The sequence below is a fragment of the Vibrio jasicida CAIM 1864 = LMG 25398 genome, assembly GCF_000400365.1.
Lineage (GTDB): Bacteria > Pseudomonadota > Gammaproteobacteria > Enterobacterales > Vibrionaceae > Vibrio > Vibrio jasicida.
Window position 1 is genome coordinate 63,261 of record NZ_BAOG01000052.1, and the last position, 24,006, is coordinate 87,266.

Annotated in this window: 10 protein-coding genes; 7 read left to right on the forward strand and 3 right to left on the reverse strand. The window is 45.9% G+C overall.

The genetic code is table 11. The features are described from left to right. Positions 1-86 precede the first annotated feature (86 nt). Positions 87-2,444, forward strand: a complete 2,358-nt coding sequence (locus VJL_RS14230) for a fatty acid cis/trans isomerase (RefSeq protein ID WP_038878870.1) — start codon at positions 87-89, stop codon at positions 2,442-2,444. 18 nt (positions 2,445-2,462) lie between these two features. Continuing rightward, complete coding sequence (locus VJL_RS14235) at positions 2,463-2,654, forward strand: hypothetical protein (protein ID WP_005447215.1); 192 nt, start codon at positions 2,463-2,465, stop codon at positions 2,652-2,654. 81 nt (positions 2,655-2,735) lie between these two features. Here the strand turns inward: VJL_RS14235 and torS are convergent, their stop codons facing one another. Next, the gene (gene torS / locus VJL_RS14240; RefSeq protein ID WP_038878873.1) at positions 2,736-5,699 is read right to left on the reverse strand and encodes a TMAO reductase system sensor histidine kinase/response regulator TorS; all 2,964 of its coding nucleotides are present in this window, start codon (positions 5,697-5,699) and stop codon (positions 2,736-2,738) included. Positions 5,700-5,742: 43 nt separating this feature from the next. Between torS and torT the strand changes: the two genes are divergently transcribed. Together torT and VJL_RS14250 are read left to right on the forward strand one after the other, a co-directional pair. Further along, complete coding sequence (torT, locus tag VJL_RS14245) at positions 5,743-6,792, forward strand: TMAO reductase system periplasmic protein TorT (protein WP_080774396.1); 1,050 nt, start codon at positions 5,743-5,745, stop codon at positions 6,790-6,792. 64 nt (positions 6,793-6,856) lie between these two features. Then, entirely contained in the window at positions 6,857-7,312 is a 456-nt protein-coding gene (locus VJL_RS14250; RefSeq protein WP_038867953.1) for a methylglyoxal synthase, read from the forward strand. Positions 7,313-7,410: 98 nt separating this feature from the next. On the opposite strand, the gene helD is transcribed toward VJL_RS14250, so the two are convergent. Then, the gene (gene helD / locus VJL_RS14255) at positions 7,411-9,480 is read right to left on the reverse strand and encodes a DNA helicase IV (RefSeq protein ID WP_038878876.1); all 2,070 of its coding nucleotides are present in this window, start codon (positions 9,478-9,480) and stop codon (positions 7,411-7,413) included. A 293-nt stretch (positions 9,481-9,773) separates the two neighbouring features. Here helD and yccS point away from each other — a divergent pair, with 293 nt between their 5' ends. From yccS to VJL_RS14270, 3 genes are all read left to right on the forward strand, one after another. Beyond that, a complete protein-coding gene (yccS, locus tag VJL_RS14260) occupies positions 9,774-11,927 on the forward strand; it encodes a YccS family putative transporter (RefSeq protein WP_038867955.1) in 2,154 nt (717 codons plus the stop codon). Between the two features lie 259 nt (positions 11,928-12,186). Further along, positions 12,187-12,348: a hypothetical protein gene (locus VJL_RS29660; RefSeq protein ID WP_164492032.1), complete on the forward strand. Its 162-nt coding sequence runs from the start codon at positions 12,187-12,189 to the stop codon at positions 12,346-12,348. 114 nt (positions 12,349-12,462) lie between these two features. Further along, positions 12,463-12,729 (forward strand): hypothetical protein, encoded by a 267-nt coding sequence (locus VJL_RS14270; protein WP_038878879.1) that lies wholly within the window; start codon positions 12,463-12,465, stop codon positions 12,727-12,729. Between the two features lie 147 nt (positions 12,730-12,876). Here the strand turns inward: VJL_RS14270 and VJL_RS14275 are convergent. Beyond that, positions 12,877-24,006, reverse strand: an 11,130-nt coding sequence (locus VJL_RS14275) for a T1SS-143 repeat domain-containing protein (RefSeq protein ID WP_038878881.1), incomplete at its 5' end; no start/stop codon positions are given.

The following is a 24,006-nucleotide window of genomic DNA, read 5'->3' on the forward strand; positions in this document are numbered from 1 at the left end:
AATCGGAGCAATTTGCTCCGATTTTTGGTATTTGGCGGCTTATTTTGCTTTAATTAACGCAAATTCAATTTACTCAAAATAACTCAATGAATTTACGTTTAATTTTTACACTGTGTATCGCCACTCTGTTTGCAGGTTGTGCGACCTATGCGGGCCTAAACTACGACAAACTGTTTGGCCCTGAAGAAGTGCGTGAGCGTACTGTTGCTATTGAAACGCCCCAAGCGGACTTCTTTCAACATGAAGTAAAACCTATCGTCGATAATCGATGTGTGGTTTGTCACGCCTGCTACGATGCCCCTTGCCAGTTAAAACTCTCTTCCGTAGAAGGCATCGACCGTGGTGCAAGCAAAGCTTTGGTTTACGAAGGCACACGCTTGACCGCAGCAGCCCCAACTCGCTTATTTGAAGACGCGCAAACTACGCAAGAATGGCGTGATGCTGGCTTCCATCCTGTGCTCAACGAGCGTGAGCAGAGCATGACGGCTAATATGGATGCAGGTTTGATTGCTCGTATGTTGCAACAAAAGAAACGTCATCCACTCCCTGATCAAGTTCAATTAGAAGGCTTCGATTTTTCTATCGACCGTGAACAAACGTGTCCGACGATAGAAGAGTACGCAAAATACGAACAAGACAACCCGACATGGGGAATGCCTTTCGGGATGCCGAACTTAACAGCGATAGAATATCAAACGCTCATGCTTTGGCTGGAAAATGGCGGCATCATGAATGCGCATATCCCGCTTTCCGAGCAACAAAAAGCAGAGGTTCAGAAATACGAGACGCTGCTGAACAAGAGTTCTCGCAAAAACCAGCTCGCCGCTCGTTATATTTACGAACACCTTTTCTTATCGCACCTGTTCTTTTCTGAGCTGGACGGTGAGCAACCTCGCTTCTTCACTCTCGTGCGATCTTCGACGCCACCGGGAGAGCCAGTAAAACGCATCACAACGCGTCGTCCGTATGATGATCCGGGGGTTGAACGTGTGTACTACCGAATCATTCCTGAGCAAGGCACTATTGTAGATAAGACGCACATGCCGTTTGCGCTGAACAAACAACGTATCGAGAACTGGAAAAAATGGTTCATTGATGCCGATTATGAAGTAGCAAAATTACCAAGCTACGAGCCTGAAATCGCCGCAAACCCAATGACCGCATTCATCGATTTGCCTGTGAAGTCTCGCTTCAAGTTCATGTTGGACAACGCTCAGAACACCATCATGGCTTACATCAAAGGTCCGGTATGTCGTGGTCAGCTGGCATTAAATGTAATTAATGATCGCTTCTGGGTATTCTTCCTAGACCCAGACAAGGCCGACATTCCTGAAGTCAACGAATTCTACCGCTCACAAGCAGCGAACCTAAAACTTCCCGGCGAGCTTGAAAGCAATACTGTGCCAGTAACCAACTGGGTGAAATACTCGCGTCAGCAAGCACGCTACCTAGAAGCCAAATCTGACTTCATCAACAAGTGGTTTAAGAACGGTGAGCACCTATCGACCGACGTAATTTGGGACGGCAACGGTACAAATCCGAATGCAGCTCTTACGGTCTTCCGTCACTTTGACAGCGCGTCAGTAGTGCAAGGTTTGGTGGGCGAACAACCGAAAACGGCTTGGGTTTTGGACTATGCTCTGCTTGAACGTATCCACTACCTACTTGTTACCGGCTTCGATGTTTACGGTAACTTTGGCCACCAGCTGATTACCCGCATGTTCATGGACTTCTTACGCCTTGAAGGGGAAAGTAACTTTATTGCCCTACTTCCTGCTGATATGCGCCACCAAGAACATTCAAGCTGGTATCAGGACCAACCGCGTCAACTAAGCGACTTCTTACAACGCAACGTGGCACCATTTAGCCAACCGACCAGTGTTGTGTATCACACCGACGATCCTAAATCGGAGCTATTAGATATTCTGCGCAAGCAAGTATCACCTATCTTGTTGCCACGATACGACATCGTCGATACCGCGCTGACCGTAGAGAATGAGCAGCAGTTGGCGAGCATCAACCAAGTTCGTGGGGAAGGGCTAAAAACGGTACCGCAAATCACGATGCTAATGGTGCGCAGCAAATCCGGTGAGGATGAGCTTTTCACTCTTATTCATAATAACGCTCACATCAACATTTCTAGCTTGTTTAATGAGGAGAGCAATCGAGACTTTGCGAAAGATGACATGACCATTGTTCGAGGTGTGGTTGGCAGCTATCCAGCAGCGTTTTTCTCAATCGAAGAAGATCAAGTAAAAGAATTTGTCGATCAATTTAGCACCCTTAAATCCGAGGATGATTACGTTAAGTTACTGGATAATTTTGCTATTCGCCGAAGCTCAGAAAAGTTCTGGCCATTTAGCGATCGTATCCACGATTGGTATCGTACAAAACAACCGATCGAATTTGGTTTACTTGACTATAATCGTTTTGAGAATCGATGATGATTTAAGGGGGTTCTCATGAGTATCCGAGACAACATCGCCGCTCTCGAGCAACAGATATACGTTGCCTGCTCAGAGGGGGATTACGACACGGTCAACATGCTTGAGCACCAACTCGAATACTTGCGTGGCAGAATGGAACATCCGTTCGAAGATGATCCTTATGCTCTAGACACTCGGTTCGAGTGGGAAGATGATCTGACCGAATAGAAAAAACCTCCGGCGCAAACCGGAGGTTTTTGTTTTTAGCCCACGAGCTAACCGCAAGACGCAAGGCGCATCACACGCCTTTTATTCTGCCATCAAACGGTCAAGTGCAACGACCGAATCGGTCACTTGCTTCTTAATAATGTCTTGCTCGCTTGAGTATACTTCTAATGGTTCTAATGCAATTTCAATGCTTTGGCAGGTATCCATCAATGCCGTCAAACCTAAGCTGCCTGCACTGCCTTTCAACTTGTGAGCAAGATCTTTTACTGCTCGGCTATCGCCATTATCCGCAGATGTTTCCATCTGACTCAGTACGTCAGTACTGGTTTGTCTAAACAAGTCGATGATGTGCAGCATTTTCTCTCTGCCCAAGATCTTCATGTCTGACTGAATCACATTCGGATTGATGATAACCATTGCTGGATCCTCTGCTGTCGGCTCATTGATGACCGGTGTCTCGTTAATATCAGTGATTGTTATCGTCTCATCCTGAGGGGCACACTTGCTCATTTGGGGCAGCAAAAGCTGTTTGCCATCTAACATGTCTTGAATAAGCGTAGCAAGTGCTTCTTTTTCCATTGGTTTCGGTAAGTAGCCATCGAAACCCGCTGCTAAGTAGCTTTCTACTTCTTCAGCAAATACGTGAGCAGAAACCGCAACCATTGGTGTTGGTGCAAGTGCTTTCTCTGTTGGTTTGTTACTTTCTATGTGTTTCAGTCGATGAATCAAGTCAGTGCCATTACAGTCAGGTAAATTAATATCGACTAATGCGATATCGAAGTCCTGTTTTTGCATGATTCGTTCCGCTTGCGCACCATCTTCCGCCATGACGACTTCATGCCCCATGCTTTCTAAGAAACCTTCCGCAACCACCCGATTTACCGGATTATCTTCGACAATGAACACCTTCGCTTTGATCTTGCACCGTGCACTCGCAATAGAAACGGTTTCAACTGGTTCACTTTCCTCCAAAGGAATCGAGAACCAGAAACGGCTACCATAGCCTTCATCAGAGTCAACGTCCAGACGTCCACCCATGGCTTGAATAATACGGCGGCTAATGGCTAAACCTAAACCTGTACCACCAGTTTGATTTAAACCACCTTCCGCTTGGGTGAAGGCATCAAACAACGTCTTCTGGTCTTTTTTCGCAATGCCAATTCCGGTATCTGAGACTTCAAATAAAACTTGTGATTCGTCTTCTGGATTCAAGCTGACGTAGATATCAATCTCCCCCTCCTCAGTAAACTTAATCGCGTTACCGACTAAGTTATTCAACACTTGGTTGATACGTGTCACGTCACCTTTCCAATAACGACCTACATCGCTTTCAATATGGTAAGAAAAGAGCAGCTTCTTCTCTTGTGCCTTACCGTTCATTAGCTGGAAAGTGTCTTCAACGATCTGATGCAAGTCGAAACCTAAACTTCGTATCTCTAAGTGCCCGGCTTCGATTTTGGAGTAATCTAAAACGTCATTTAAGATCGCCAATAGAGTTTTACCACTGCGGTTGATGATCTCTGCATAACGCTTTTGAATTGGGTTTAGCCCTGAGTCTATTAACAGGCGAGCGGTTCCAAGCACTCCATTCATCGGTGTCCGAATTTCATGACTCATTGTTGCCAAGAAAGCAGACTTCGCACGGCTAGCTTGTTCGGCTTGTTTCCGCGCTTTCGCGTGGTTAAGCACCTCTTCATTTAAGCGACGGTTTGCTTGTTTCAACTGAGAGGTACGTTGCTCGATCAACTCTTCTAGGTGCTCTTTGTGTTCTTCTAATTCTCGCTTAGCTTGCGCTTCGCCTTCGGCCACGACTTTAAGCGCTTGCGCAGTGTTACGTGCCGTAATGATCGCCTGCCCCATATGTGCAAGTTCGTCTTTGCCTTTTACTTCTAACTCAACCGCCAAATTACCTTGTGCAACCGACAATAGCGCTGCCGAGTATTCCCCCAGACGCTTAACCACCGAAACATACACGACACGCCACAAGATCAAGACAACTATGATCAAACCAATGATAGAAATCACCGTCAGGGACCACTGTGCGAACTTCAAGGTATTCGTAAGCTCATCGACAGCCACACGTGTCGTTTGGTTTGAGTCATCCACCAGCTTGTTGACGGTACCATTTAGCTCAGAGAAGAGCTGTAACGTCCCCTGCATTAACTCTTGAGACTGCTCGTTGTTTTCGTATTGTTGAAGCAGGATAGTAAACACAACTTGTCGTTTACCCAGCTCTTTCAGTAGTTGCCCCATCTGCTCTGAGCGAGTCGGGTCTTCTACCGCCAATACACGTCGCTTCATGATTTTTAGATTGTCTTCAAACTCAGTTTGGATTTGTTGAATACGATCCACATTGGTGAGGGTGCGAGCTTCTTCAATCTGGTTGAGCATCTTAAACGCCAATAAGTGCAATTCATGCAGTCGCTCAGTCAGATCGAGATCGACTTCTACGAGCGCATCCAAAGCTTGGTAAACTTGAGCTTTTTTGTTGGTTTCAAGAAGGTCATAAATATGAGTGACGTTAGCAACCGCGATCGTACTGGTGTTTTGAACTTGGGTGCGAGTCAGTTGCTCAAGCTCTTCACTCAATAAGCGCATTTCTTCTACGCGCGTATCGATCTCTTTGGCGAGCCACAGCTTTCTTTCTACCGTCACACCCAATTCAGCTAGATTATTGATGACGTTTTGGACGTGATTTTCTAAGGTTTCGAGTAAATCAGCGTCAAACGACTCGCCACCCAGTTCTTTGATGTGAGTAAGCAGCGATTCAAGCTGATCAAACAGCACTCGTCCCGCCTCTTTACGCTCTTGTTCATTTTGCGCATTCGACAACATTTGCACCGATGAAATAATGCGAGTGCTGAGCTCCGAAACTTGTCGAGCTTCAATCATTGCCGGTATGGCAGCGTCCACCACGTTCCTTTCTGTTTTTGCCACCAGAGAAAACCCTGATACACCGATTAGCGCAGACAGCATGACCAGCATTGCCATCGCAATGAAAGACAATAACAGTTTGCGACCGATGCTTGCGGTAGCTAGCAACATATTTTCCTGACCTTAATATTCGTGTTCGGCGACATATTACGTTATATTTTGCAGTGTTTACTTAATCTATGCCAACGAACTTCATTTCATGGTTATAAATCAGCGCTCATTTCGCACAATTTTCAAGCATTCAGCTCTCGCAATGTCACTTTTCGCTTCAGTGCCAGCTTTTGCGACAGAGAAAGTCTGTGCTATTTACCCTCATTTAAAGGACTCATACTGGTTATCAGTAAACTATGGAATGGTTTCCGAAGCGGAAAAACTTGGTATCAACCTTCGTGTTTTAGAGGCTGGTGGTTACCCAAACAAAACTCGCCAAGAGCAACAACTGGCTTTGTGTACCCAATGGGGTGCAGATGCCATTATTCTTGGAACGGTCGATCCACAAGCTTACGAACACAACCTGAAAAACTGGATAGGCAATACGCCCGTGTTTGCGACCGTAAACCAACTTGAACTCGATCAAGAACAAAAACAGCTACTTCAAGGTGAAGTTGGTGTTGATTGGTATTGGATGGGTTACGAAGCAGGTAAGTTCCTCGCAGACAAACATCCGAAAGGGTCAGGCAAAACCAACATCGCTTTATTGCTTGGACCAAGAACACGTGGCGGAACAAAACCGGTAACAACGGGGTTTTATGAAGCGATCAAAGACAGCGACATTAACATCGTCGATTCCTACTGGGCAGATAACGACAAAGAACTGCAACGCAATCTAGTCCAACGTGTGATTGATATGGGCAACATTGATTACATTGTTGGCAGCGCCGTTGCGATTGAGGCCGCAATCAGTGAATTACGCAGCGCGGGTAAAACCGAGGACATTGGTTTAGTTTCGGTTTACCTCAGCCATGGTGTTTACCGAGGTTTGTTGCGTCACAAAGTCCTATTTGCACCTACCGATAAAATGGTCCAACAAGGCCGTTTATCAGTGATGCAAGCCGTGCATTATTTACGTCAGCAACCGTATGAGAAACATGCGTCACCAACCATTAAAGCGCTAACTCCGAAGACTCTTCATGACGACACAATTGAAGAATCGTTATCTCCGTCAGAATATAGGCCGACATTCAGCGTTAATGCAGTTGATTGATAGATAAAAAACGTGTTTTATTGGACAGCAACGAATTTAAAATCATAAAAATGGAAATAACTTGATGCAAAAAAAGACTCGTACCATGCCAGCGCACAAACATGTGGCATTGGTTGCCCATGACAACTGCAAGCCTGAGCTACTTCGTTGGGTTAAAGAGAATAAAGAGAAACTGCAAAGCCACTTCTTGTACGCTACAGGCACGACTGGCCACATGCTAAGCAAGGAAACCGGTCTAGCAATCAAGAGCATGATCAGTGGCCCAATGGGCGGTGACCAACAACTTGGTGCTCTCATCTCTGAAGGCAACATCGATGTACTCGTCTTCTTCTGGGACCCACTGAACGCCGTACCGCACGACCCAGATGTAAAAGCGCTGTTGCGTATTGCAAGCGTGTGGAACATTCCGGTCGCGACAAACCGCGCTACAGCTAAGTTCCTATTCAATTCCCCACTGATTGACCAAGAAGTGGACATTGAAGTGCCAGACTACGACGCTTACCTAGCAGAACGTACATAAGCTCTGAACGTTAAATCACACATAAAACAAAGGCGATACCGAGTATCGCCTTTGTTGTTTCTAACCGAAAAGAAACGCTTCTAACGTGAAGTCTTTATCTAACGAGAAGTGACAATTGGATAATCGCCGTTCACCAATTCTTGAACAAACCCAGAGCCAGCACCGGTGTGCGTGATCCATACTTTCTCTTTAGCACGAGTCAGCGCAACATAGAACAAACGACGCTCTTCCGCATAAGAGAATTTGTCTTTTGACTCCGTCAATGCGCCATCAATGTGGGCTTGCTTTTTCTTAGCAGGGAACTGCCCTTCGTCCACAGACAAGATAATAACAAAATCAGCTTCCCTCCCCTTACTTGCATGACACGTCATAAAGCGAATCTCAAGGTTCGGGAAACGCTTCAACCAATCGTCATATAGATCGGGTTTGTGATAATGGTTTCGCCCTAACAGCAGTACCGATTTCGTTTTCTTCGCTTGCTGGTTAAGTTGATCTAGGATCTTCTCAACTTGATTGCTTGGTGCAGTATGTACGCTCTTTTGTTTACGTTGCTTATGGCTATTGAGTGTTTTCGGCAATTGCGATGGGTTTTCTTGGATGAACGTGTTCGCAACGTCACCAATTTGATTGTTAAAACGGTAGGTCGTATCAAGGTAATGAACCGTTGAGTGAACAAAGCGATCTTGGAACCCAGTTGTTAAATCCACGTCCGCTCCAGCAAATTGATAAATCGCTTGCCAATCATCCCCCACAGCAAACAAAGTCGCGCCGGTTTGCTTCTCTGTCGATTCACACAGAGCTTCAATCAAAGCCAAGCGGTCTGGAGAGATATCTTGATACTCATCTACCATCACAAAACGCCAAGGTGAAATGAACTTACCTTTGGTCACATAATCCGTCGCACGACTGATCATGGTAGGAAAATCGACCTGGTTGGTTTCTTTGAGCATTTTTTGCCATGCACTAAAACATGGCCAACACAAAGCCAGTTCGCTATTCAAGCGCGTGTAGTCTTGATGATTCACTAGCTTCTCTTGCACTTGCTTTTTGGTCAAGCCGACCGCAGCAAGTTGCGAAAGCTGACTGTCTAACCAAGCAATCAACTTAGGGTTTTCTGAATGGCTACCTAGCTCATCGTCACCTTTCAAATAAGCAATCGGCCATTTATCCAAGTGCTTCTGCCAACGTTTAAAGTTGGTTGGTGTCATCCAATGTTTCTTAAGCCAGTCAATACACCAAGCCGAGCGTTGATTATCGTCTAAAGCCAGCGGACTAATTTCGACCGGTTGAGGCTCGACTTGATTAAGAATACGCAATCCAAGCTGGTGGAAGGTGTTCACGCGCACGTTTTCTGCCGCGAGGCCAACCTTATCAACCAAACGCTCCTTCATCTCTTTAGCCGCATCACGGCCAAACGCTAACATCAACAATTCTTCTGCTTGCGCTTGGTGACTTTGTAGTAAATATGCCACGCGTGCCGTCAATACACTCGTTTTACCAGACCCAGCACCCGCTAACACAAGGTTATGATCATCGTTGAGTAAGACGGCATGCTGTTGGGAGAGATTCAGAGGTGACGACTCAATACGGTTGAACAACACTTCCCAATTCGGGCGTTCGTTCTCTAGCCAATCATGGTTACGTTGGCTCAAAGTTTTCGACGTTTCAGAAATCCAAGGTTCGATTTCAGCCATGCGCTTTGGCATGCGCATTTTCGCTTCAAGGAGACTGGTTTTAATCTCAACCAATTCGTTGTTGAGTTTATCGACCCAATTTTGTACTTGAGAATGCGGTAAGTAAGCAGGCAAGTTTTTAAGCTGATATAACTCGTCTTCCCACTTAGGCAGAAATTCGGCAAGCTTACGGCATTGAGTATTATGCCAATCCTGATATTGACGCACCGCCTCTACAGCAAACTTGCGGCATTGAGGCCAAGGTAGGCCTTGAACTAACCAGCTTTGTTGTTTGCCATCTTGCTCATGAGCAAAGAATTGCAAAGAGCTCCATAAAAGGCCTCTTTTGACCGACACTTTGCCATTCCAAATCGTAAACGGGATGTGTTCTTCACTACCCACTGAACATAATAAAACACTGTTTTCTTTTATTTCGACTTGGTAATACTCATTTTGAATAAAAAACTGTGCTTTATTAGAGGCAGTAAGCTGCATGAAAGGTGCGCCTTTTGATATAGAAGTTCCCGTTTTATATCATTTTAGACGGTTAAATTGTAGCGATGGATGAAGCACAAATCGCGTTCTGTCGGTATTCTTAATTAAAATTCACATTACTGTTGAATTTGTGAACAAGAGACACGCTTCCATCACAAGCCTCCTTCAGTAAGTCAATGACAATTCTGTTGATTTCCTGAGCAACTGATGATTTTTATTAAATTAGGTCATAAACACGCTATAGTGAGTTTGTTAAAATTCTCTCGTTTTCCACCGGCTACGAAAGGCGCATCGTGCAAGCAGCTTTAAAACTTCGGCTCTATTGGGCAAACAAAACCATCAACTATAGCATTCTCATTTTGATCACCTTGCTTGGTGTGGTGATACCTACTTGGTATTTCGGCCAAAACACCTTGATCACTCCGCTTATCTTAGGTGTCATTGCCGCAGCTCTGGCAGAAAGCGATGACAGTTTTACAGGTAGGGTGAAGGCATTATTGCTCACTTTCATTTGTTTTGCCGTTGCTGCCTTCTCTATCGAGATATTGTTTGATACACCGTGGGCGTTTGCTATCGGCCTGTTTGTCTCTACCTTCGGCTTTATCATGCTGGGTGCCATTGGACCTAAATACGCTAGCATTGCCTTTGGCTCTTTGTTGATTGCGATCTACACCATGCTAGGGGCGCACGAAAGTACGAATATTTGGTTCCAACCGCTTCTGTTGTTGACAGGCGCTGCGTGGTACTACTTTATGTCGATGATCTGGCAGATGTTCTGGCCGCTTCAACCCGTTCAACAAAGCCTCGCGACTGTCTTTCTTCAAATTGCAAACTACCTAGATGCCAAGGCAAAGCTGTTTCATCCAGTCACCAATCTCACACCACAACCCATGCGTATAGAAGCAGCAAAACTCAACGCTGCGACTGTGAATGCACTGAATGCTTGTAAAGCGACGTTGCTTAGCCGTTCTAAGCGCGGCCATATCGATGGTCCAAGTGACCGCTTCTTGAACATCTATTTTATCGCACAAGATATCCATGAACGCGTCAGTTCAAGCCACTATCGTTATCAAGATCTTGCGACAGAATTTGAGCGTTCTGATGTTCTGTTTCGCTTCAAATACCTGCTTGAATCACAAGCACAAGCGTGTCGCGACATCGCCCATGCTATCCGCTTGGGTAACGAGTATACTCACACAGACCAATCTATTTTGGCTTTAGCAGAACTGCAAAACTCACTAGGCTATTTAGAAGAGCAAGACCAAAGTCACTGGAAACGCCTATTAGCTCAGTTGACCTACTTGTTCAATAACTTAGCGACTGTTGAGAAGCAACTGAGCAACATCAATAACCCAGATGCTGAACGCCTAGAAGAAGACGTACTCGATGACACCAACCCACACACGTTTAAAGCAATGTGGCAACGTATTGCGGCGAATCTACATAAAGATTCGATGTTGTTCCGTCATGCGCTGCGTATGTCAATTGCTTTGACAGCCGGTTACGGCATCATTCAAGCATTTGATATCGACCGTGGTTACTGGATTCTATTAACCACCCTATTTGTTTGTCAGCCGAATTACAGCGCAACAAGACAAAAGCTGACTGCTCGTGTGATCGGCACATTAGCGGGCTTGTTAATTGGTGTCCCGCTACTTACCTTCTTCCCCTCCCAAGAAAGCCAGTTAGTATTCATTGTTTTCTCGGGGGTGATGTTCTTTGCATTTCGTATTAACAACTACGGCTATGCGACGGGGTTTATTACCTTGTTGGTTTTGTTCTTGTTCAATCAGTTAGGCGAAGGCTACGCCGTAGTACTGCCACGTTTGGCGGACACGTTGATTGGTTGTGTTTTAGCAGTAGGTGCCGTCATGGTGATTCTGCCAGATTGGCAATCAAAACGTTTACACAAAGTGATGTCCGATGCGATTGATGCCAACAAGCAGTATCTCGGGCAGATCATCGGTCAATACCGTATTGGTAAGAAAGACAACCTCAGCTATCGTATTGCTCGCCGCCAAGCACACAACAATGATGCAAACCTTTCTTCTGCCATCAGTACAATGTTGGCGGAACCAGGTAAGTATCGCACTGCGGTAGACGAAAGTTTCCGTTTCTTAACGCTTAACCACGCGATGCTGAGTTACATCTCAGCGTTAGGCGCCCACCGCACGAGAATTGAAGATGAATCTATTCATCAACTTGTGCTCGATGCACATCGCTGCATTCACCAGCATTTGGATGTGCTGCATCGCCAACTTCATCATCATTGTGAAGAATGCGACCTATCATCAATCAATGATGCAGATCTAGAGCAAAGACTGAATGAATGGCGTGATGAAGACGACCATTCAGCCCGCATGGTGCTACAGCAACTGCATCTGATTTACCGTATGTTGCCTGAGCTGCATTCACTCGCTTCTAAGTTTGCCGTTCGCGTGAACTAACCCAACCTAGAACGAACTAAGAATATTGAACTAAGTAACCATATTAAAGGGGTAGACTATGATTCTACCCCTTTATGATTAGCGTGCTTATTCATAAGAAAAGTCTTACAAGGCACTTGACGCTTACTGACATTACTCGGACAAAAAAACACCATTCAAAAACTAATCTAAGAATATTAGAACATTCTTTAATTGTGACCATGAAGGTCGCTGAGGTGGGTGGATGAAGGAGAAGCCCAAGAAATGTGAGGAGATCGAGATGACTACTCAGCAATTTAATGAATTAAGAAAAAAGATTAATGACCTGACAGCGAGCCAATTAAAGTCGCTTCAAGGCGATATTAATCACTCTCTGAATAAAAAAGAAAGCCCACTCCTGTCGAGTGAAGAACGTGAAATGCTTTCAAAACTGTTTGCTTAATCAAACAGATTAACAAAAGCACTTGCACGAATTTACAACACTTCCTATGCTAACAAAAGCATAACAAGTGAGAGAAGCAGCATGCCAATATCAGGAATTCAATCCGGATATCAAATGATTCAGCTATCGCAAAAGATGGCTGAAGACGCTGCCCATGACATCCAAAAAGACTTTGTGAAAGAAAACGACCTAGACTTCAATAAGGTTGAACTAGTCAAAGATTCCGAACTCTCATTTAACACTCCTAACTTTACTCCCTCTCCAAATGCCGTCGAACCTTTGGTTAATTTGACTCAAGCCGCAAGCTACAACCGAATCGGCGCTTCTGTCGTTGATAAAAGTAATGAAGTGATTGGTAGCCTTCTCGATATACACGTTTAAGCATCCAAATTTCCAGTATTAGCTCCATCTGATGAACAAGTATTTGGGTTAATTTGTTTGTATCCACTTGCTTTCAAAAACATCACCTTTCAGATACAAAAAAGCGCGATAACTCATTGAGCTACCGCGCTTTGGCTTTATGTCCGTTTAACCGTTAGACAGAATGTTATTATTGAGTAGAGATTCAACGATCTCATTCGAGCTGAGCCCATTGAAGTCAATCGCGTCACCTAAGTGCTCAACTACAATGGTCTGATGCACATTCGTATCGGTGGTAATGTTCAACGATACCGCTTCTGTAGATGCGTCATAATCCGCTGAGATATGTCCTAACAGATCATCCATATCGATCATTGGGCTGTTCAGGTCAGAGATCACTTCACGTAAATCAATCATGTCTTCGTTCACCGTAAAGTCAGTGATGGTATCCACTGCCCCTTCATCAACCGAATCCACTGTCCACTTGAAGGTATCGCTGCCGTCACCACCAGTTAGGATATCTGAGCCTAAACCACCGATAAGCACATCATCACCATCGCCACCCACGATAAGGTCGTCACCTTCCCCACCGATTAAGTTAATGCCTGTGTCTCCACCAACTAGGTAGCTGTCGTCTGTTGCACTTGACTGATCAATATCGTCGTTATCACCGCTCACATCCAAGCTAATTTGGACAGGTGCAGACTGGGCTTCATCACCATTAGATTCTGTTGATATCGCGGTAACAGAAATATCGTAAGAACCGGTATCAATACCACTGTTGGTGTCCGTCGCCACAATTTCTAGTGTATCAATTTCATCGCTTGGTACTGTCCAAGTGGTGCCATCGAAACTAATGCCTGATGGAGAAACACCACTTGTCACCTCTGCACTAGCAGGTACACCCGTTAGTTCCAGTGAAAGCACCTCGTCAATGTCCGTCAATGCAGCCATAATACCCACAATTGCAAGACCTTGGCTGCTCGCGGTTTGGCTAGCAGCAATTTGACGAACGTAGTTAAACTGAGGATCGATACCTAACGTTGGCGCATCAGCCACTGGGGTCACATTGATAGTGAAATCTTGATTCGCCTCCAATGCTGTACCCGATGCATTTTCAAAGTACACACCGTTGTCTTCGACTTTAACCGATAAGGTGATTGAAGCAGCATCCACGTCTCCTGCATCCACAAAAACGCCCTCAGAAGCATCTGTCGCGCCAAGAACGGAGTTAATGTTATCTGGTGTACCCATTAGGATAATTTCACCAAACATTCCCGCACCTACAGTGACACCACTACCTGCCGGTGGCTCAACACGAACGTCACCTTCTGTCACCGCTAGCGTCACCGTCATGATTTCATTCGCCTGTGCACCAGTGAAGTCGATGTCGCTTACACTAATACCAGTAATTTTCTGGCCATTGGCTTCGTTGATCGTATCCGTTACCGACGTTGCTGTGATTTCAGGTGCGTCATTGGTCGCTTCAACATTCAACACTGCTGTGCCAGCAATTGTGATTGGGTCTGGCGCACCGTTAGTGGTTCCGTCATCTGTGATTTCATAAGTGAAATTAACGTCGCCAAAGAAATCTGCAGCAGGTTCAAACGTCCATTCTGTCGCACTGACTTGCGTTAACATACCCGCCGAAGAGTCTGCCAAAGCAACATTACTAATGGTCAAATTGTCCGATTCAGGGTCGCTCGCATTACTCAGAAGTTCTGCCGCAGTAATCGTCACCGCGCTACCATCTTCTTCCGTACTGCTTAGCGTTACTTCAGATGTCACCGGAGAATCGTTCACCTCGGTAACTTCAAAGGTTGCCGTTCCTGACACTGTCTGAGGATCAAAAGCACCGTTCGTCGTACCGTCATCGGTAATGGTGTAAGTCAGGTTCACCGTGCCGTTGTAGCCCGGGGCTGGTGTAAATGACCATGTACCTGAGACGTTATCGAAATCCAATGTACCGCTACTTGGGTCGACCAATTGAACGCTACTCACTGTCAACGTGTCGTTCTCAATATCAGAGGCATTCGCCAACAAATCAGCTTGGGTAATCTCCACCGCCGCACTGTCTTCAGCAATATCAGAAAGTGTCACTTCAGACGTGGTTGGTGCATCGTTTACTTCCGTTACATTGAACGACGCGCTGCCATTAACCGATTTAGGATCGGATGCACCATCTGTCGTGCCATCATCTGTAATGGTGTACGTGATTTCAACTGGACCGTTATAATCTGGTGCTGGGGTAAACTCCCACTCACCAGTACCGCTGTTGAAAGTAATGCTGCCCGAACTTGGATCGGTTAACTGAACATTGCTAACAGTGAGGTTGTCGTTTTCTACGTCTGTCGCATTCGCGATAAGATCTGCTTCAGAGATAGAGAACACACCACTGTCTTCTGCAATATCCGGTAGCGTCACTGGCGTAGTTTCTGGGGTATCGTTCACCGCTGTCACTTCAATATTGAAGTTGCTGCTGTTGGTATTTAGGGTGTCATCTACCCCACCAATCACGATACCTTCATTGCCTTGGTCATCGACAGTCACGTCCACCTGAACGTCACCAAAGAAGTTCAGGTCCGGATTAAATTCAATCAAACCGTCTGCAATGGCATTGTTTAGATCGGCCACAGTGCCTTTCAGTTCAACGGAGTCCGTACCATCACCGCTCACGGTTAGGTTGTAAGTAGTGATAAGCGTTGGATTGAGCTCCAAGATACCGCTGTCTACATTAACATTGAGCACGTACTCAGCATTCGGATCATCTAGCACCGCATCAACGTCTGTAATGCTGAAGCCATTAAGCAGTAACGGAGTATCCTCTTGCGTTTCAACATCCACTGTATTAACAAACTCTGGGCGGTCGTTAACAGCTTCTACCTCGACTTTAACGTCGAACTCTTTCGGTGTGCCTAGGCTTTGGCTTCCATCTAAGCCAGTATCAACGGCCTGCACTTTAAACTCTAATGTGCCATTCCAAGAATTGTCGTTGCGATCGCCAGAGTTAAAGACCACTTTATCCAGATCTTGAGCATCAATCTCTAGAACGAACACACCGCCACCTAGGTCGGCAAATGCAGTGCCGTCGGTAAGTTCAATGCTTGCACCGTCTGGCACATTCGCGATTTCTACACGAAGTGTTTCTGGATCGTTCTCTTCATAATTCGCACCATCACCAATCGACTCTTGGTTATCAACCACAAGGGCATTGATATTGATTTCGATGTCTTCACCCTCATTACCTGAAACTAAGGTATCTGGGTTTACATCAACATCATCACCAATCGGATCAATGATCACTTTGAAGTTGCCAGTGTGTTCCGTAGGTACTTTAAGCAACTCTTCCTGTGTGAACGCTGTAATGCCAATATCAACTTCACCACTGAAGTTTTTCGGTGGTTGGATTTGAATTGAACTCAAATCAACAAATGTTTGTGTCAAATCATTCAGTTGAATACTCCACTCACCACCACCGTTGTTTTTCACCGTGTAATCAGGAGAGCTAGAAGTCACAATAAAGTCGGTCGGTAATCCAGTAAGCTTCAAGGAAACAAACTGCTCTGAACCATCATCATCATTTAGACTCACCGATACGCCGGAGCCTGACTGCGTCAATGAAATAAGGGTATCTTCATCGCCTGTGACAACGATAGGTTGAGAAGGATCTGTACCACTTATCGTAATGTCATCAACCACTGGTTTGATTTCAAACGACACGTTATCAGTGAAGGTGCGAACATCGGTATCGTCGCCAGGGTTAGCAAGCGTTGTTTGATCGATGATTGCTGTATCCGTGATCTCCCCTTCGATATTAATTTGAACGGTATTTTGACCGCCACCGACTGGGTAATTCTCTTTCGGCTTGAACAACACTTCATCCAATGCGCCCGCAGCAATTTCAGCAGCACTGAACTCGATACTTGTGCCTAATGGGTTGCCGCTCGCGTCAACAAACTCACCTAACGTCGTGTCATCAAGCGTGAGCTTAATGTTGGTGAGCGTCTCTCTGCCCGCTTGCAAGTTATTACGGTTGTCAGCAAAGTCGACATTCAAGTTGAGTTGAATCAAGCCGTCTTCGTAGCCAATACCATCGTTGGTTGGGACATCATTGTTAAGGTCGTTCACTGGTTGCTTGTCAGCATCTAAGCCTAACGTACCAGTGATATCGACTGTCACATCTGGTGTCACATTGCTATCAAGAGGTTGATCCCCCGAAGAACCAGGGACATCCGCAACTGGCAAGATCTGAACAGGTAGCGACTCTAGCGTAGTGTTTTCATCACCCGATTGAGTATCGGTGGTAACAAACAGAACTGGGAGCGTGAAGTCACCTGCCCAATCTTCGGCAACACGTAGGGTCAAACCATCGAGACCAGTAATGTTGCCACTCGCATCAATCGAAGCTTGGAACACGTATTTGCCGTCAACGAAGTCAACATCAGTGCCACCAATAACTAGGCCTGGAGGTACACCAGGTGATGAAGGGTCAATAACAAGCGTTAGGACATCTTCTACGCCATCGGCATTAATGGTGGTGACTTTAGATGACAATTGCGTACCCAAATCAACAGTATTGTCTTCGTTGCCATCAATTTGAACCGTGTTATCAAGGTCAATTTCAGCTGCAACGCTGGTTTGAGGCGTGATGTCTGTTGGGAACTCAAGTGTGATGTCAGTTTGACGTTGAACTGTTGCGTCCTCTTCGACCGTATCTTCACCCAAGTCGTTCACTTGTGCGTAGATGGTTAAGCCAATTGAAGAAATACCGTTGTTATCGCCGTCGTCGGTGTCATCATTAGGTGTAAGATCCAAACCTGCTGGCGCAATAATCGAGAAGTTCTCTTCATCAGTGATCGTCCAGCGACCACCACCTTCATTCGATGCACCAACAATGACTAGCTGATTCAAGATTTCTGGGTCAGTAATACTGAATTGAACCACCAATTGAGTCACGACTTCATCAGAAGAATCATCAAACTCTTGATATTTGATGATGTTAGCACCGGCTTGGCCACCAGCACTGGTGTTAATTGTGAAGTCGATATGGCCTTGAGCGTCGGCACGAACCACATCTGTCGTTGTACCACCAGATTCTTCAACCAGAAGGCGAGTTTGATCAGCGACATCACCTGTTGAGTTCTCTGGTTCAACAACCGGATTCACTTGAACATTGACTGTACCGTTGATCACGGTAGATGCGATGCCCTCACCCGGATTGCCTGAGTCGACATACTCTGCATCAATTTCTTTCACCGTCACCTGTGTACTCAAGCTAAAGTCAGTACTTGAGTCCTGTTCAAGCTGAACTTGAATATAGCCATCTTGAGTGATTCTGGCAGAGAAGTCTTGCTCTGACTCGGTAGTTCCCGGAGTGAGCGTGATGCTGCCACCTGTCACGGTTTGCGCGACACCGTCAACATAAACAGTACTGCCATTTGGGAAGCCACTGATTGTTAGGCCAGCAAAGAACTCGTCCGCATCCGGGCTTTGCGTTGCTGTCGGCTCCCAATCAATATTAATGCGCGTGTCTTCATTGCCTTCAGAGCTAACGACATAGTTGTCTTGAGCATCAATCACAGGGGCAACTTTAACGCGGATTTCACCTGTTACCTCACGCGTATGACCATCGTTCTCAGTCACGATAGTGGTTGCTGTGATGGTAATATTTTCTGTCGACGACGCTTCAGGTCGAATAACGATGCCCGAGTTGACGTTAGCATTGGTAATGTTTGCTTCGTAAATCGGTTGGCCTGCTCCATCGTATCCAACAAACGTCAAGTCGATAGAGGCACCATCGTTATCAAACAGTTCTACACCATCAGGGATATTTGACAGAAGCACTGTGATCGACTCTGAACTATCAGCAGGGTTATCTTTCAGCTCTCCAGATACCACACTAAAGGCCAAGCCAACTTCTCCATTTTCGTCGATTTCCGCTTCGATACCACGAACGGTACCATCGTCAAAAATATTCCAAATGCCAGTTTTATCATTCAGCTCGATGTCTGGGATATCCGCTACACCTTTCACCGCGACAATCACCGATTGCGTACCCAAAGAACGAATATCTTGAGCGGTGCCCGTTGATAGAGAGGCGTTGTCTTTCACAATACCTTCTACGTCAAACGTGAAGTCTTCGTTACTGTGTAACGGAGGAAGCACTTCAACATTAGCAAGGCTTGATTCTGGAATTTCGTAGTAAAGAACATTACCGCCACTGTCTGTAACTGTATTGATTTGGCTTGGATTTGCGGTATCAAGCCAAACTAACGTCACACCATCAATGGAGAAATTGTCTATGCGTACAAACAGCTCTTCTGACCCATCTATATCCGCAGAAGGTGTCATCTTAATCACTTCGCTCAGTTGCAGTGGGTCATGATCAGTCACTGGATCTACGGTGTCTTGAGTGCGAGCATTGTCCTCGAAGATATTAATTCGGTGAACCGTGAAGCTACCTTCATCCGCAATAGGATTCACGTCTATAACAATTTCTTCTGTATCAGAACGCGCTGTTTCTTTACCGGTTAACGGATTCGTTCCTTCGGTTGTGATGGCAGTGACATCGAGCTTGATTTGACCCGAGAAGTGCTCTGAAGGATCGACTTCAACCTCATTGATACGACTTGCGTCAACAAGGTATTTGCCACCCGCTTCTGGAATAGGTGTACCATCTGAGTAAACCAACGTCGCATTGTCTCCACCCTCGGTAAAGACAAGTTCGTATACGATGGACTCTGGGTTGCTGATATCTTGCGTGTTCGCCTCAATGTCTAACTCAACATTGTTGCCATCTTCATCAACGGTATAATCGAAGGTGCTGCTCGCGTTCCACGTTGCAATATCTGCAACCGCATCAACTTCAATATCCAAGCGACCATTAATCGTGTGATCTGGCGTACCATTGTTAAGAATTTCCACACGGATACGAGGATCGATACCAGAAGCATCAGTTGAGGAATGGCGATCTGGTACAAAGTACAAGTTATCTAGCGAGACAAGCTCACCATTGAATGATTGTTCGACATTTGATGCATCAAGAACAACCGTATTGCCGACAGGCGTTAATTCAATGTAGTTGCCGCTACCGTCTCGATAGTAGAACGTACCGTTGTGAGTATTGGCATCTCGAATAGTGATGTCACCTAGGCTCTCGTTACGATCGATATCATGCAAATCGATAACCAAATCGACTTTCGCTGGCGTCACATCCAAGGTTGATAGGTTATCTTGGGTATTTGCAGAATCCACACCTGCGACAACACCACCACGACCTTGGTCCTCGAACGCGGTGATGGTTGACGTATTAATCTGCGCGTTACGGTCGGTGATTGAGATATCAACATCTGCATCACTAGTATCACCGTCACCATCGGTTGCAACAACGTTGATGGTGAAATCAATAGAGTCAGTTTCTGTATGATCAAGATCGTCATTCGGACGGAAAGACACGCGGCCGTCAGTTCGTACAATCAAACGACCGATTTCGGTATCCACTCCGTCAAGAACCTTGTGAACGAACACAACTTGGTTGCTGCCGTTCAAATCAACAGAGTCCGAGTCAACACCGTTTTGCTTGAAGTAAATGCCTGAATCATCAGCCGAGAATGAAGTCACTTGTGCACCGTCAGCACCAAGATCATCATCACCTTCTACAGGGTCTCGGAATAAGCGAACCGTACGGTTTCCTTGTCCCTCAATACGTGAAATAGACGCATCGTGCAGGGTTGGAACATCATCGGTAATCGTCACTGGTAAGTTAATACCGGCCGTATCGCCATCGACATCGGTCGCGAAGACTGGAAGATCGAGTATGAGTGTATCTTCGCCTTGGGTTGAGTGGTCTAGTGCACCCTCAAGCGTAAACTTGTAAGAGCCGTCAGCGTTCAAAACTAGCGTGAACACTGAGTTACCATCCGGTGTTTGACCTTGATAAGTAAAGTTGTTGTTGCTTACCGCGGTTTGAACTAACGTCACCGCGAGACCACCTGAAGTGACTCCTGGGATCGGGTTAGAAGTAAGATCCAACTGGTAAGAGACAACAGTATCTGCCCCTTCCACCGTATCGAAATTACCTGTTGCTTCTAGGCTGTCTTTGTTGGTTGCCTGAGAGCCATTAGCGAGATCATCCTCGTCAACAGCCAACGCATCTGCTGATGTAATTTCAGGAATGTCATCAACAATGGTGATTGGAAGGTTCAGTGATGATGACGTATCACCATCAAAATCTGTCACTGTAATTGGAATATCAATGACAAGGTTGTTTTCACCTTGAACAGCGTCATGGTCGATTGGTCCCAATAGTTCAAATTGGTAACTGTCGTTATTCGCATCAAGAGACAACGTGAAGATCTTAGTTGATGTGCCAGTAATGACCGCTTCGTAACTGGTTACACCACCAACCGAGCTCACCACATTCAACTCGATGCTGTTGCCGTTCGAAGTTAAGCCAGACACAACGGCATTGAGGTCAGAAACTTGGTAACTGACAATCTCATCCGCACCATCAACGACTTCAAATCCACCAGTTAATACCGTTGAATCGCTACTTGTCGTGTCTGAGCCACCAGCAAGATCATCTTCATCGACTGTTTGTTGGCTAGTGTCTGTCACTTTCACAATCGCAGGAACATCGTCCACCACTGTGATCGGCAAGGTGATATTATTTGAAATATCGCCATCAAAATCAGTCGCGTTGACTGGGAAGTTGATGACTAACGAGTTTTCATCGTTACCCGCAGGATGATCAAGTGCACCCAACAGTTCAAATTCATAACTGTCTGCTGAACCATTTAGCGTCAGTTTAAAGACGGTGTCCGTCGTACCTTGTACATAAGCTCGGTACTCAATCACACCGTTTGAATTTGAAAACTCAACCAACTCAAGCGGTTGACCATCTGAGGTAAGGCCAGAAACAGGCGATGTTAAACTATCCAACTGGAAGCTAACGATAGAATCGGCACCATCAGTAACGTCAAAGTTGCCACCAATGATATTGGATTCTGGCGTGTCGTCCGAACCTTGGCTTGGAATATCATCCTCATCCACAGACAAGGTACTACCAGAGCTAATAGCATCAATGGTTGGTTTGTCATCTACGATGGTCACTGGCAAGGTCGCAGTGATGGTATCGTTGTCGCCATCCGTGATCTTCACAGGTAGATTCAACAAAATTTCATCAGAGTTAACCGCGTGATCTAACTGACCAGATAACTCAAAGTCGTATTTACCATCTTGATGAAGTGTCAACGTGAAGACCGTCACTCCACCCGGTGTTTGTCCCACGTAAACAAGCGCGTCAGCAGTTGAAGCGCCAACGTCTTGAGAAAGTGTTACCTCTTCTCCACCCGATTTCAGATTCGGGATAGGATTTGAGCTTAGATCCAATTCGAAAGCATCAATACCATCTGCGCTAGTGACTTCGAACTCACCTGATACCGTTAATGACTCTTTCGTTCCATCAGAACCAAGAGGTAAGTCATCTTCGTCGACACGTAGACTTTCAATATTGGTAACAACTGGAACATCGTCCACTACGGTAATTGGCAATGTGAAGGCTGGTGAAATATCACCATCATTATCTGTCGCCGTCACAGGGAGGTTAATAACAATCTCGTTTTGCTGATTACCATCTGGATGATCAAGCGGCTTCTGTAAATCGAAGTCGTAGGTGTTGTTCGTCGCATCCAAAGTCAGTTCGAACACCACTTCAGCAGGATTGCCAGCGACACCTTGGTATACGTTCACGCCGTTTGCGCTAGAAGACAGAACTAAGGTGATAGTTTCACCATCTGAAGTCAGTGACGCAACAGGCGTGGTCAAGTCACTCAGCTGAATAGAAGCAACTTGGTCAGCACCTTCGGTGATATCAAAAGTACCTGAAATAACAGTATCTTCTGCACTTGCAGCATCTGTACCTGCTGGTAGGTCATCTTCATCAACGGTTTGTTCGCTGCCTGCTAGTAAACCATCAATGGTCGGAACATCATCCACAACCGTAATTGGTAAGGTGATGTTGTTCGACACGTCTCCATCAAAATCAGTCGCGTTTATCGGCAAATTGATGATTAGTTCATTTTGGCCATCAGCATTTGGATGATCGAGAGGAGCAAGCAAATCGAACGTGTAGCTATCATCAGAGGCATCGAGGGTCACTCGGAATACTGGTGTCGTCGTGCCATCAATACGAGCTTCGTAAACTGAAACGCCACCTGCGTTTGATACTTCAACCATAACCAGTGATTGACCACCAGAGGTCAGGCCTTGTACTGGCGTCGTTAGGTCAGAAACGCCGTACTCCACAATGCCATCAGAGCCATCAGTCGCGATGAAGTTACCCGCAATGCTGTTTGACTGCGTACCATCAGATCCGATTGTTGGGATATCGTCCTCATCAACCGTTTGCACACTTGGGGCTTCGATGCCACCAAGTGTCGGCTTGTCATCAACGATCTTGACAGGAATTGTCTCAGCATAGGTATCGCCATCAAAGTCGGTCGCGATGATTGGGAAGTTGAGCGTTAACTCATCGCTATCAACAGCATGATCGATTGAGCCTTCAAGCGTAAAGTTATAGCTACCATCAGTATCCACTGTCAGCGTAAAGACCTCTTCAGTCCCCGCTGTCGCCTCGTAAGTAAAGCTGCCATCGCCGTTTGCGGTTTCAGTTAGCGTGACTGCCACACCTTGTGATGTGAGTCCAGCCACTGGTGTTGCGGAAGCATCAAGCTGATAGCTCACCACTCGGTCCGAGCCTTGTGTGGTAGTGAAGTTGCCATCGATTGAAATCGGGTCAGTCTGATCTGAACCAATCGTGCCTAAGTCATCTTCATCAACGGTAATCGCATCGACATCGGTAATAGTCGGCTTATCATCCACGATGGTGACTGGGATCGTTTCTGTGGTGGTATCACCATCAAAATCTGTCGCGAGGATTGGGAAGTTCAGTGTCAACTCATCACTGTCTGTAGCATGGTCGATTGGCCCTTGAAGCGTGAAGTTGTATGAGCCATCCGTATTCACGGTCAGTGTAAATACGACTTCAGTACCTGCCGTTGCTTGGTAAGTAAAGCTGCCGTCACCGTTTGCAGTTTCCGTTAGGGTCACAGCCACACCTTGTGATGTTAGACCATCAACTGGCGTTGCAGCAGTATCTAATTGGTAGCTTACTACCCCATCAGAGCCAATCGTTGTAGTAAAGTTGCCACCGATTGAAATTGGATCTGAGCCGTCAGAGCCAATCGTCGCTAAGTCATCTTCATCCACACGGATCGCGTCTACGTCGGTGATGGTTGG